This window comes from Pedobacter sp. UYP24, assembly GCF_054057295.1.
Map to the genome: position 1 here is coordinate 1 of NZ_JBSRZD010000007.1, position 14,098 is coordinate 14,098.

10 protein-coding genes are annotated in these 14,098 nt (G+C 36.6%); 9 read left to right on the top strand and 1 reads right to left on the bottom strand.

Annotated elements, in window-relative coordinates:
- Positions 1-503: 503 nt before the first annotated feature.
- The 9 genes from ACVWYN_RS12840 to ACVWYN_RS12880 all read left to right on the top strand — a co-directional run bounded on the left by ACVWYN_RS12840 (position 504) and on the right by ACVWYN_RS12880 (position 12,600).
- Complete coding sequence (locus tag ACVWYN_RS12840; RefSeq protein WP_457289266.1) at positions 504-2,507, top strand: helix-hairpin-helix domain-containing protein; 2,004 nt, start codon at positions 504-506, stop codon at positions 2,505-2,507.
- The gene (locus ACVWYN_RS12845; protein WP_457289267.1) at positions 2,476-4,392 is read left to right on the top strand and encodes a ComEC/Rec2 family competence protein; all 1,917 of its coding nucleotides are present in this window, start codon (positions 2,476-2,478) and stop codon (positions 4,390-4,392) included. Before ACVWYN_RS12840 ends, ACVWYN_RS12845 begins: the two co-directional genes overlap by 32 nt.
- A gap of 72 nt (positions 4,393-4,464) precedes the next feature.
- Positions 4,465-5,244 carry an enoyl-CoA hydratase/isomerase family protein gene (locus ACVWYN_RS12850; RefSeq protein WP_457289268.1) on the top strand — a complete coding sequence of 260 codons (780 nt, stop codon included), beginning with the start codon at positions 4,465-4,467 and terminating at the stop codon, positions 5,242-5,244.
- A 16-nt stretch (positions 5,245-5,260) separates the two neighbouring features.
- Positions 5,261-5,941, top strand: coding sequence for a DUF4412 domain-containing protein (locus ACVWYN_RS12855; RefSeq protein ID WP_457289269.1), 681 nt, complete (start codon positions 5,261-5,263; stop codon positions 5,939-5,941).
- Positions 5,942-6,115: 174 nt separating this feature from the next.
- The gene (locus ACVWYN_RS12860; RefSeq protein ID WP_457289270.1) at positions 6,116-7,813 is read left to right on the top strand and encodes an LTA synthase family protein; all 1,698 of its coding nucleotides are present in this window, start codon (positions 6,116-6,118) and stop codon (positions 7,811-7,813) included.
- 2 nt (positions 7,814-7,815) lie between these two features.
- A complete protein-coding gene (locus ACVWYN_RS12865; protein ID WP_457289271.1) occupies positions 7,816-9,978 on the top strand; it encodes a DPP IV N-terminal domain-containing protein in 2,163 nt (720 codons plus the stop codon).
- A gap of 78 nt (positions 9,979-10,056) precedes the next feature.
- Positions 10,057-10,836, top strand: a complete 780-nt coding sequence (locus ACVWYN_RS12870; RefSeq protein ID WP_457289272.1) for an MlaE family ABC transporter permease — start codon at positions 10,057-10,059, stop codon at positions 10,834-10,836.
- 2 nt (positions 10,837-10,838) lie between these two features.
- Entirely contained in the window at positions 10,839-11,609 is a 771-nt protein-coding gene (locus ACVWYN_RS12875; protein WP_457289273.1) for an ABC transporter ATP-binding protein, read from the top strand.
- Between the two features lie 7 nt (positions 11,610-11,616).
- A complete protein-coding gene (locus tag ACVWYN_RS12880) occupies positions 11,617-12,600 on the top strand; it encodes an MlaD family protein (RefSeq protein WP_457289274.1) in 984 nt (327 codons plus the stop codon).
- A 1-nt stretch (position 12,601) separates the two neighbouring features.
- On the opposite strand, the gene ACVWYN_RS12885 is transcribed toward ACVWYN_RS12880, so the two are convergent.
- Positions 12,602-14,032, bottom strand: coding sequence for an ATP-binding protein (locus tag ACVWYN_RS12885; RefSeq protein WP_457289275.1), 1,431 nt, complete (start codon positions 14,030-14,032; stop codon positions 12,602-12,604).
- Positions 14,033-14,098 lie beyond the last annotated feature (66 nt).

The following is a 14,098-nucleotide window of genomic DNA, read 5'->3' on the forward strand; positions in this document are numbered from 1 at the left end:
CGGAACGTATAGTTATTTCAGGATTCTACACACCAGGTGTATAGTTAATCCAGGACAATCAATCAATGGGTGTATAGTTAATTCAGGACGTGACATATACACCAAAAACAACAAGCACCTACATCGCTTGGTGCACGCTTGGTGCAGGCTACTAGGTATCTTGTAGCACTAAAGGTACCCTTTTCCCCTCCAAAGCACCTGTAAAGGTGCTTTCAGTCCTACAATACCCCTATGGGAGATTTGACGGGATAGTTAGGCTACAGCAAGATGTATTGGATTCTGGAAAGATAGGTCTCTTAATTCTAGAATCAGCCGCTAACGACCGGGTGAATTATACGGGCATAAAAGGAGTGGAGCTCTTCTTTACACCAATGCCTGTCGAATCGTTTATTTCTTGGTAACAAATAATTTTTAAAAAAGAGACAGATAAAATGTTGGCTTTTTAAATTAAAACCAACCTGTTTTGGCGCATGGTGCCATACAGATATTTACCAATTATTTTATTGTTAATATTATTCAATTTTTCTACAGTTGCCCAGGAAGATACTTTTATTAGAGATCTAATTGAAAATTTGACAGAAAACCTGCCGGAAGAGGTTGATCTAATTGAGCTTACGGAACGGTTAAATTTATATACTACAGATCCGCTGGATTTGAATAAGGCAACAGAAAAGCAGCTAAAGGAACTTTACTTCTTATCCCCTCTTCAGATCAATAGTTTGTTAAACCACATTAGAATCAATGGAAAATTAATTGATCTGTTAGAGTTGCAAGGGATTAATGGCCTGGACCTTATTGCGATAGAGAGACTTAGAAAGTTTACCAAAGTTGGTTTGGCAAATCCATTAAAAAAAGTAGACCGTCATTCTTTGCTAAATACTGGGGAAAATGATTTTCTGCTTAGGTATGGCCAAATCTTGCATACTCAAAAAGGCTTTAGAGATTTGCCCGGAAGTAGATATCTGGGCAGTAAAGACAAACTTTTACTTAGGTATCGATATAATTTCAAAAAAACAGTTACGGCTGGATTGCTTATGGAAAAAGATGCCGGGGAGTACATGGTTAGCAAACCAAACCTAGCCGACCACCTAACGGCAAATATTGCGCTAAATGATGTAGGCAGGGTTAAGAGACTAGTACTTGGAGATTATAGCCTACAGTTTGGGCAGGGATTAACTTTATGGTCAGGTTTTTCGTTTGGAAAAGGTCCGGATGTAACAGGAGTAGCTGCACGTGACTTGGGATTGAGACCCTATTCATCAGCAAATGAAAGCTCATTTTTTAGGGGAATTGCAGGAACATTTGATCTGGGACATCATCTATTGCTTACTACTTTTATTTCTTCCAGAAAACGTGATGCTAGTTTAAAGATGCAATCTGACAGTAGTTACACGCTACAAACACTCAACATTACAGGTTTGCACCGCAGCAAAACTGAAATAAATAATAAAAATAGCGTAGAACAAACAGCCTATGGAGCAGTGATGCAATATTCAACTGCAGCTCTAAATATGGGAATTATTGCTTATAACTCAGATTATCAGCATGATTTCGTTACAGGAAACGCACTATATAACCGCTATAGCTTTACAGGTAAAACTTTAGTAAATACTGGCTTTCACTATAGTTTAACCTATAAAAATATTTACAGTTACGGAGAAATTGCACAAAGTATTGGATCTGGAGGAGCGATGGTAAATGGATTACTAATTAGTATTTCACCAAAATTATCGGCTGCGTTTCTTTATAGGGATTACCAAAAGGACTACCATAATTTTTTTAGTAGTGGCATTGGGGAAAATACAGAGATCGCAAATGAGAAAGGCTTTTATGCGGGTTTAAATTTCTCCCCTAAAAAGCAGTTCACCTACTCATTTTATATTGATGTATTTAAATTTCCATGGCTAAAATATCGGGTTGACTCCGCATCTGTTGGGCATGAAGCACTTTTTCAAGCTGTCTATAGTCCAACCAAGACATGGAAAATGATTTTCAGAGTAAAACAGGAAGTGAAAAGTCAGAATCCCGATGCTGGGGATACAACTCCTGGTTTGAGAAAGGTAATTAAACAAGGTTTGAGGCTTGGTTGCGATTGGAAATTGTCTTCCACCATAAGCTGGCAACAAAGAATGGAGCTTGCGGGTTATAAAAAAGGTAATGCCCCGTATGAAACTGGTAAGTTGATCTATAGTGACATGAACTTTAAGCGCATGGGTTCCCCGATCTCTGGAAACCTACGGCTCGCATGGTACTCTTCTCCTTCTTATAATAGCAGGATATATGCTTATGAAGATGACGTGCTATATGCTTCTACTTCTGGGCTTTATTTTAATACTGGTGTAAGAACCTATGTTAATGTTAGATACCAATTAAATAGATCGATGAATATATGGGCAAGGTATGCTGCCTACATCTATAAAGATCAGCAGGTAATAGGGTCTGGTTTAGATGAAATAAACGGTAATATAAAATCAGATGTCAGGTTTCAGCTCCGCTACCAGTTCTGAACAGTTTTTCGTAAAAATACTGGCTCCATACTTAATTGGTATAATTACTTTTTACGCGGCTCCTGTTAAAATTTTCCCAATAGTAGTCATCTGCTGTAGCTTGCTTTTCTGCGCATTAATCTTTTCGAATATTTCTTACAAGAAATTGAAATTGTACCGAAATAAAATGCTTCTGGGTATTTTGATACAATTGCAGGTCTGTTTACTGGGCAGTTGGAATGTAATGGCATCTAATGAAAGGTATAAAGTAGGATTTTTTGCGCAGTCCACCCATAAATACCTAAAGGTGCAGGTAACCGACGAACCAGAAATTAGCGGAAAAATTCTACGCCTAAAAACAAGGGTATTACAAACATTTGATGTTAAACAGTCTAATTCAGCTTCGGGAAAGCTAAATATTGCCATCCTTATAAATGTAAAAGAACATCCAAATATTAGTTATGGGGATCAGCTGATCGTGCCGGCTAGGTACAAAGAAATACAGCAAAGCTTGAACCCAGGTGCTTTCGACTATAAGTCCTGGCTTGCTGATCAAGGCATCTATCATCAGGCATTTTTTAAACAGGGAGAAGTTACAAGGCTTAATGGAAATAATGGCAATCCGCTGATCAAATTTGCTCAACAACTGCGAATTAAACAGCTTGAATTTTTAAAAAAACACTTAAAATCTACAGATGCAACTGCATTCGCAGGTGCTTTAATATTAGGGTATCGTGCCGATTTGGATCCAGAATTATTGACAGTTTATGCAAAAACTGGTACAATCCACGCGCTTTCTGTTTCAGGAATGCATGTTGGCCTAATTTATTTACTACTAAATTCACTATTAGATCTGATCAGTAAAAGGAGGCATTTCCGCGCAATAAAGTATGTTCTAATTTTTGCATTAGTTTGGTTTTACACTGTTTTAACCGGCTTATCTCCCTCTGTGCTAAGATCGGCGATTATGTTATCGGTATTTATTATCGGAAAAGCATTCAATAAAACTTCTGGCAATTATAATATTCTGGCTTTTACTGCTTTGCTTATGCTAATTGTAACTCCAAATATGGTTATGGATATAGGTTTTCAACTTTCTTTCCTTGCCGTTCTTGGACTGGTGTCCCTAAACCGAGTGATATCTGGTTGGTGGTACACTAAGAATCGTTTATTTAGTATGTTATGGAATGCGGCGAGCATATCCATAGCTGCACAACTGGCAACCTATCCATTGAGTATCTATTATTTTCACCAATTTCCCATTTACTTTTTATTTGCAAATCTGATTGTTATGATTCCACTCTCTGCTCTGATGTACCTGGGAATACTCATCTTGCTTTTTAGATTAGATTTTTTAATGCCTTTGTTTGAGTGGCTTATTACTTTAACAAATAGCACGCTATCTTTTATTGCAGGGCTTCCATTTAGCACGATGCAGGGTATTTGGATCGACAAGACAGAACTATTACTTCTTTCCTTAGGTCTGGCAGCGCTTATTGTTGCGTTTTTGCACTATAATAAAAGACTTTTAATGATAGGCTTGGGCTTAATAGCTTTGTTAGCTACTATTAGCAGTTATCAAGACTTGAATGCGATGGGGCAAAGAAAATTGGTTGTCTATACGATTAAGAATCGTCATGCAATTGCATTTATAGAAGGTAGAAAGGCAATTATCCTGACGGATATATTTAGATCAGACCAAATTTACAAAAAGCAGGTTCTGCCCTACCTGGAGAAAAATCGTGTTATTTCCATTCAATTTATCACTGATCAGCAGCATTTAAAAAAAGGTCATTTTGAATGTAGTGAAAAAAACATTAAATTCTTTAACTACCTCATTAACAAATCTGAACTGATTAAACCGCGGCCTCAGAACAAAAAGGCAATAATCACCAATATCGAATGATCCTACAATTAAAATGTTAAATAGCTTTCGCTATATTTGAGCAGTAAAATCAAGACGATAAATCCAGTAAGCATGACAGCAGATCTTGTTCTATACTCCGTTTCTGAACGCGTAGCTACAGTTACTATCAACAGGCCAGAAAAAAGAAATGCATTAAATCCTGAACTCGTCTCTCAGTTAACCGAAACAATCTTAAGTGCTTCAGAAGATGAGTCTGTTAAAATAATCGTACTAAAAGCAAACGGCACTACATTTAGTGCTGGAGCAGACTTGGCCTACCTGCAGAAATTAGAAAGCAACTCCTACGAAGAAAACCTGGCAGATTCCGAAAATTTAAAACGATTATTTACCACAATCTATTATTTACCAAAAGTAGTGATTGCGCAGGTAGAAGGACATGCAATTGCCGGCGGATGTGGATTAGCTACTGTATGTGACATTATTTTTTCCGTCCCAGAAGCTAAATACGGCTATACTGAAGTTAAACTTGGGTTTGTTCCAGCCATTGTTACCTGCTTCCTGATTAGGAAAATTGGTGAGACAATGGCAAAAAGACTTTTGCTAACTGCAGAACTCATAGAGGCACAGCAAGCGCTGGATTTAGGCTTAATAACTTTTGTTGTAAACAGACATGATATTGACGATAAGGTTAAAAATTTTGCTTTAAGTTTGTGCAATGAAGCGTCTGCAAACTCGTTAATGGTAACAAAGCAACTCATTGGACAAACCACTAATCCACTAATAGAAAAAAGCTTGTCATTGGCAGTACAAATCAATGCAAGAGTTAGGGATAGCGAGGATTTTAAGTTGGGTGTAGCAGCATTTTTAAATAAGGAAAATATAAATTGGTAATAAAAGAAATAAGAATATGTTTAAATCAATCAAAACCAGCGTTATAGCAATAATTTTAATCGGAACAGCTGTAATCGCAAAAGCGCAAAAAGTAATTGACCAGGGTACGCTAACTTATCAAATTGAATATATGCTAACCGATGAGCAAAAGAAGGTAATTGACCCAAGCGTTTTACCAAGTGAAAGTAAAGTGCGCTTTAACAGCAATGTATCTAAAGTGGAGATAGATATGGGAGCTGCCATGATTAAAATTTTAACAGACGCATCTACAAATAATGCTATTGTACTAGTGGATGTACCTATAATGCAAAAGCAATATGCTGCTAAAATGACAAAGGAAGACATTGATAAACAAGCAGGAAATCTAACCTTTGGCGATTTCAAAGCAACTGGAGAAAAACAAACCTTTGCAGGTTATGAGGCTGAAAAATATAGCTATAGTGACAATAATGGAGCTGCTTATGAAGTTTGGGTTACTAAAGCTCTTAAACTTTCAACAGGTGCAGTTTTACCTAGGTTTAGTAAACTAAACGGCACACCTATTAAATATACAATTAATCAAAATGGGCTTAAAAGCACCCTTACATTAAAGACGGTAAAGGCAGAAAAAATTGGCCCTTTTTCTCTAGACGTTCCGAAAGGTTATGAAATAACTACGATGGAAGCCTTGAACGCCATGCGTGGAGGTGGTCAATAGAAAATTGAAATGATCAGGAGCCTGCTATTTTTTCTAAGATTCTTCATATTTTGGCTATTGTTCTTTTTTATTGATCGCTTGTGTTTTTTATTCATCAACTTTAAAACGGTTTCCGGGATTCCTTTTATTGAAACGCTAGCCACTTTTTATCATTCTTTGCTTCTGGATCTGTCAATGGTTGCCTATCTACTGGCGATACCGGCAATAAGCTTCATTTTCTGGTTATTAACCGGAAAAAAGGTAGTAGAAATGAAATGGCTAAGTATATATATAAAAGTAATAGTAGTTCTGATCAGTATCTTATCTGTCGCCAACTTTAATATTTACAGGGAATGGGGAAGTAAAATAAATGCCAAAGCCCTGGAAGTTGCCTTTACTACACCTAATGAGGCCTTCGCATCAAGCGCTTCATCACCAATTGGCCTTTCTCTTGCCCTATTAGTGCTACTTATTAGCACAGGCTTTATTTTACAGCGTTATGTAATTATACGTAAGCTGGAATTCGGTAAAGTTCCGATATTACTACGTGCATTGGCATCAATACTAATACTAGGCCTGACCTTCTTACTCATGAGAGGCGGAGTTTCGGGATCACCGATAAATCAAAGCATGGCTTATTTTTCGAATGAACAGGTTTTGAATATCGCTGCTGTAAATACAGAATGGAATCTATTGTCTAGTATTATTGACTCTAAGAAGACTAAATCAAATCCATATATCTACCTATCTACGAGTAATGCTAAACAATTGGTAGATTCTCTTTACCGAGTGGATAAGGACACAACAATCAGTGTCATCAGCATTAGAAAACCAAACATTGTGCTGTTTATTATGGAAAGCTTTACGGCAGACCTGACTGCATCATTAGGTGGTTTAAAGGATATTACACCAGGATTTGACACACTGGTAAATAGTGGTGTTCTTTTCAGTAATATCTATTCTACAGGTAATCGGACTGATAAAGGATTTATGGCCGCATTGGCTGGTTTTCCAACTTTAGCGGCTGTAAATATTGTGAAATGGCCGGAGAAAACGGAAAAACTTCCTTCACTTTCTCGTACCCTCTACAAAAAAGGTTATCAAAATTCATTTTTCTATGGTGGAGAGTCTGAGTTCGACAACTATAAAGCCTTTTTATTGAGCCACAATGTGAGAAAACTTATTGATAGAAATAATTTCCATGGCGGAAAAGTTACCAGCTGGGGTCAATTTGATGGGGCTGTATTTAGCAGACAGCTGGAAGAAATGAAAAATGAAAAGCAGCCTTTTTTCTCTACCATTTTAACACTGACCAATCATGAACCATTTGCCGTTCCTGGAAAGCCCAGGTTTGGTAATTCAGACAATGTTGCTAAGTTTAAAAGTACCGCCTATTACACAGATTCATGCATTATAGCCTATTTAAGTGCGGCAAAAAAACTACCGTGGTATAAGAATACCCTATTCGTTTTTGTAGCAGATCATGGTCATGTATACCCAATGAATAGATCAGATGTATTCGTGCCCCAACGTTATCATATCCCACTATTATTATTTGGCGATGTGATTAAAAAAGAATTTAGAGGAAAAATTTTTGATAAGGTAGGCAGTCAGGCAGACCTCCCCGCCACCATACTTGCGCAGCTTAATTTACCTGCAAAAGATTTTAAATGGAGCAAAAACCTACTCAATCCATATGTCAGCCCATTTGCATTTTTTAGCTGGGATAATGGAATGGGCTTTATCAATAACCAACAATGTGTTACATTTGACAACGTTGGAAAGATGGTTCTCTATAACGATAAAAAAGGAAATGATTTGCAAACTCAGCATACTTTAATAAATGCGAAATCCTACCTGCAAACCGCATACGAGCAATTTTTAAAACTTTAAAGATGAATTACAGGAACATTATATTTAAAATTTCTATAGCAATCCTAACATTACTACCAGTTTTTGTAAATGCCCAGGATACAAAATGGACAAAAGATGGCAACGCTTATTATTTGGCATCAGATGGCGAAATCGTTTCTATAACACTCCCAAAAAGCGAAAGAAAAACAATTGTTAGTCGCCAGTTACTTGAAAGCGGCAGCAAACCTGTATATGATATAAAAGATTTCCAGATATCAGAAGATGGCTCTAAGGTCCTGATATACACCAATAGTAAAAAAGTATGGAGACAAGAAACCAGAGGTGATTATTATGTAGCAGACTTAAAACTAAATCAACTTATACAGATTGGAAAGGACAAACCTGAATCTTCCTTGATGTTTGCTAAATTTTCGCCAGATGGAAGTAAAGTTGCTTATGTGAGTAAGCATAATTTATTTATAGATGACCTTTCAAATAAAACGTCAAAAGCGCTGACTGTTGATGGAACGGACAGAATGATAAATGGAACGTTTGATTGGGCATATGAAGAAGAATTCTCTTGTCAGGATGGATTTAGATGGAGCCCTGATGGACAATCTATTGCTTATTGGCAAATAGATGCCAGTAACACTAGGAATTTTCTAATGATTAACAATACAGATTCGATTTATTCATTCACTATTCCGGTAGAATATCCAAAAGTTGGACAAAATCCTTCATTGTGCAGGATTGGGGTAGTGAATATCAATAGCTCAATAACAAATTGGATAAAGGTTCCAGGTGATGCAGTACAAAACTACATTCCAAGAATGAGCTGGATTCCAAACACCAATGAGCTCATTCTTCAGCAAATCAACAGGGAACAAAATGAAACTAAAGTATTTGTAGCTAATGCAACAACAGGATTAGCATCAAATATATTGACCGAAACTGACAAAGCCTGGGTAGAGCCCATTAAGCAATGGGACTGGATTAACGCAGGAAAGGAGTTTCTATGGGTTAGCGAAAAGGACGGTTGGAATCATTATTACAAGGTTTCAAAAGATGGTAAGAAACAAACACTGATCACTAAAGGAGATTACGATGTAATCGATGCTTCTTTGATAGATGAGAAGTCTGGTTATTTTTATTTTATGGCCTCGCCAACAAATGCAACGCAGAAATATCTCTACAAAACAAAACTGAGTGGTGGGGGTAAACTGGAAATGGTTACGTCTTCTGTGTTTTCCGGAACTCATAGTTATGACATATCCCCAAATGGTCTTTTTGCACAACATACCTTCGAGAATGCTTCAGTTCCTTTAATATCTGAATGGATGAATTTTGCTACATTAAACCCACTAACAATGGAGGGTAGTTTAACAAACCAATTGGGTAGAGTTAAACAACCAAAAAATAAGGTGGAATTTTTCAAAGTAACTACAGAAGATGGTGTAACGATGGATGGATGGATGAAGAAACCAGATAATTTTGACCAGACTAAAAAATATCCTATTGTATTTTATGTATATGGAGAGCCTGCTTCGCAGACAGTTAAAGATACTTATGGCATTGGGAAAAATAGGTTGTACGATGGTGATATGTCAAAAGATGGTTATATTTATATATCATTAGATAATCGTGGTACCCCTGCTCCAAAAGGAAGAGAGTGGCGTAAAAGCATATATCAAAAAATTGGTGCTTTGAATATTCGTGATCAAGCTATGGCCGCAAAAAAGATACTGGAATGGCCTTATGTAGACAAATCTAGGGTAGCTGTTTGGGGATGGAGTGGTGGCGGTTCCAGTACGTTAAACTTGTTGTTCCAGTATCCTGAGATCTATAAAACTGGTATTGCAATCGCTGCGGTTGCAAATCAACTTACGTATGACAACATTTATCAGGAGCGTTATATGGGCTCACCATTAAAAACAACGGAAGCCTATATCAAAGGCTCACCTGTTACATACGCTAAAAATCTACAAGGAAATCTTTTGTATATTCACGGTACAGGCGACGATAATGTTCATTATCAAAATGCAGAGATTCTAATTAACGAATTGATTAGAAATAGAAAGGTTTTCCAAATGATGGCCTATCCAAATCGTACGCATAATATTAATGAGGGTTCAGGAACTTCAGACCATTTGATGCTGACATATACTAAGTTTTTACAAAAAAATTGTCCGCCAGGCGGCAAATAGTATAAATGGCGCACAATTTGTTTAACAAAAAATATTTAAATATGACAGGCAAAATATTATCATTTTTTAGACACATACATGGCAACTAAGACAGAAGGTCCGAGTAGATTTGGGAGAATGTTCCTAACGTTGTATGATGTTTTCCAATTTATAAACAGGTTTTTTAAAGAAGCTTTTTTACCCCCATATGAAGGTAAAGAACTAATGAAACAATGTTATGATATTGGTTATAAATCACTTTCATTGATCTCGCTTACTGGATTTATTACTGGAGTTGTATTTACAAAGCAATCTAGACCCTCCCTGGCTGAGTTTGGTGCTACGTCATGGCTGCCATCGCTGGTTGGTATAGCTCTTCTAAGGACACTAGCACCATTATTAACATCTCTGATTGCTGCAGGTAAGGTTGGGTCCAGTATTGGTGCTGAATTGGGATCTATGCGTGTTACTGAACAAATAGATGCAATGGAAGTCTCTGCTACTAACCCATTTAAGTTCTTGGTTACTACAAGAGTTCTCGCTGCAACTATTACCATTCCAATTCTTACTTTTTACACTGCAATGGTAGGAATGCTAGGTGCATTGCTAAACGTATCTTTAAGTGAGGGCACAAGTGCAAAGGCCTTCTTCCAGTCGGGCTTAGAGTCAATTACTTTCCTGGATATCACCGCATCAACAGTCAAAGCTATATTATTCGGATTTACTATTGGAATGGTAGGTTGTTATCAAGGCTATAATTCATCAAAAGGTACAGAGGGCGTTGGAAAAGCTGCTAACTCTGCTGTTGTGATTGGAATGTTCCTCATATTTATTGAGGAAGTAGTTTCTGTTCAGTTTTTTGGCTTATTCAGAACATAATCATGCAGGGAAAGACAAAAACATCAACATTAGAGAAAGTAATAGAAATAAAAGGTCTTTATAAATCCTTCGGGACATACGATGTTTTAAAGGGAGTTGATCTGGAACTATTTAAAGGTGAAAACTTAGTTGTTCTGGGAAAATCTGGAACCGGAAAATCCGTACTTATTAAAATTATTGTTGGACTTTTAACACCTGACATAGGCGAAGTAAAAGTGTTAGATCAAATAGTGGATACGATTAGTTATAGAGACTTACTGGCACTACGCTTGAAAGTGGGATTTTCCTTTCAAAATAGTGCACTGTATGACAGTATGACAATTAGAGAAAATCTGGAGTTTCCACTGGTTAGAAATCAAAAACAGCTTACCAAGCAAGAAGTGAACAGTGCTGTTGAAGAAATGCTTGATGCTGTTGGCTTATTGAACACGATAAATCAAATGCCTTCTGAACTATCTGGAGGGCAGAGAAAGCGGATTGGAGTTGCCAGAACATTAATACTCAGACCGGAAATCATGTTATATGATGAACCAACCGCTGGTCTGGATCCTATTACATGTTTGGAAATTAATAGTCTAATTAATGAGATACAGGAGCGTTTCCATACAAGTTCAATTGTGATCACTCACGATCTTACTTGTGCAAAGGAAGTTGGAAACCGTGTAGCCATGTTGCTTGATGGAAAATTTGAGCGACAAGGTACTTTTGAGGAGGTATTCAATACAAACGATGAACGGGTAAAACCATTTTATGATTACAATTTTATTCAATAAATAAATTATGCAGGCAAAAGACAACCGCCGTGGAATTACAGTAGGCGCTTTTATACTTCTAGGATTAGTGATATTTGTTGTGGGTATTTTTACCCTCGGCAGTCAGAAAAAGGCATTTGTGAAAAGTTTTTCCGTGGATGTAGTTTTTAACGACATTCAGGGTTTAAAAACAGGAAATAATGTTTGGTTCTCGGGAGTAAAAATTGGAACGATTAAAAAGATCCAATTTTATGGAACATCTCAAGTACAGGTTTTCCTGAATATTGAAGAAGAAGCCCATAAATACATACACAAAAATGCTACAGCTAGTATCAGTTCTGATGGACTAATAGGCAACAAAATCATTGTAATTACAGGTGGTAGTCCGAAATTTCCTTTTGTTGAAGACGGCGACCACTTACAGGTAAATACTACCCTGTCTACAGATGATATCATGAAGACTTTTCAGGTAAATAACAAGAACCTTGTAGATGTAACTTCGGACTTTAAGATTCTAGCTAGGGGATTAGTTGAAGGCAAAGGTACTGTTGGCGCTTTACTTACTGATCAACAAGTCGCTGATGATTTTAAGTCTATTGTGCTCAATCTTAAGAATACTACTGCTTCTGCGAACAAAATGGCGAAGGAGCTTGATAAATTTACAAATACACTGAATACTAAAGGTGGACTGGCAGATAAACTATTAACTGATACTGCAGTATTTGCAAAACTTCAAAATTCAGTTGATCAATTACAAAAGACGGCAGGATCAGCAGCTATACTTACAGAAAACTTAAACAAAGCATCTGCCAAGTTAAATCAAAATGACAATGCACTTGGATTATTACTGAATGATCAGCAGACCGCAGGGCAGGTAAAGTCTATTATGAAAAATCTGGAAACCAGCAGCAAAAAACTCGATGAAGATTTGGAAGCGCTCCAGAGCAACTTCTTATTAAGAGGTTTCTTCAAGAAAAAAGCAAAGGAAGAAGCAGTTAAAAAGGAACAATAATTTATCGAAAAAGTATAGTAAAGGTCGTACCCTCATTTAGCGTACTCTTCACCATTACTTTCCCTCCCATTGCATTGATTTGATTCTTGGAAATAAATAAACCCAAACCTTTCGAATCTTGGTGATTAGTAAAGGTTTTGTACATACCAAAAAGCTGGTCTCCGTGCTTCTCCAGGTCTATTCCAATACCGTTATCACTAATATTAAGGGCAAGCTGGTCGTTTTGCATATTGACGCTTATCTCAATTTTTGGATTGCGGTGTACACTGGAATATCTGATAGCATTGAATATAAAATTGAGAAGAACACTTTCCAGGTAGGCTGGATTATAATTAATCCTTATCTCATTAGGTACCTTATTCAAAACCTCTGCCTGTTTAAGATGAATTTGTTCTCTTAATATATTTATAGTTTTGTCTACATAATCTTTCAAAATCAACTGTTCCTTTATCTCATCAATATTTGTATGAATATTTACTACTTTATTCAGATTTAAGAGTGTTTCATTCAAAGTTCCTGAAACGGTTTTCATCAGACCAAGGAGTTCCTGTCGTTCCGTTTCATCAGAAGTATGTTCAATCAAGTCACTTATGGCCTGAATGTTAGAAGTATGTGACCTAAGGTTATGTGAAACGATGTATGAAAAATTAAGAAGACGATTATTTTGTTCAGTAACCATTTCAAAAGATTGCTGTAGATCTTGTCGCGCTGCTTCAACCATTTTCTGCAACTGAGCAGGCTTTTTTAAAAGTTCAGTTACCAAAATACTGCAAAACAAAGCCAATATCATTCCGAATATTAAAGGGTAGAGTAACTGATAAAGAATATTTAAGTTATTTTTAGTAATCAGGTATAACCTCCAGTTTCCATCAGGGAATAATACAGTTTCATATTCATGATCAGAAAATTTGGAAGATCCGGATAGAAAAAATTCTTCTATTTTTGTATCTATGTTTATTTTGGAGAACTGAAAATAGAACCTGCTTTCATTTTCATTGCGAATACCTACGTCTTTTAAGAAATTGTCGAGCTTAATTACCACGGCAGAAAAGCCCCAGAATTTGTTATTCAAGTATACAGGAAGTCGGCCTACTACACCAATGCCACCTTGCTGCAATTTATCAGGACCAATAAAATACATTCTCCGAGATTCGATAGCGCTATATGCCCTAAGGACATTTGGGGTATTGCCCTTAAATATATTATACCCAAGTGCCCTCTCGTTACCTTTAATCGGATAAATATATTTTATGATGCCATCTGGAACAAGTTGCAATGCTTGATAATTGGAATTAGAATCGATTAACTTACTGGCTATTTTATTAAAATTTTGTGGAATACCATTTTTGTCGATAGTAAGCGACAATGACAATGCTGATGTATAGCTGTTTTTTAATGCTTGATCGATATTCTGATTAACTACATTCAGCATGTTCACCATTTCATGGTGCTCGTTTTCTCTGATAATTTTATAACGCTGATTGGTAATAAGAGAAAT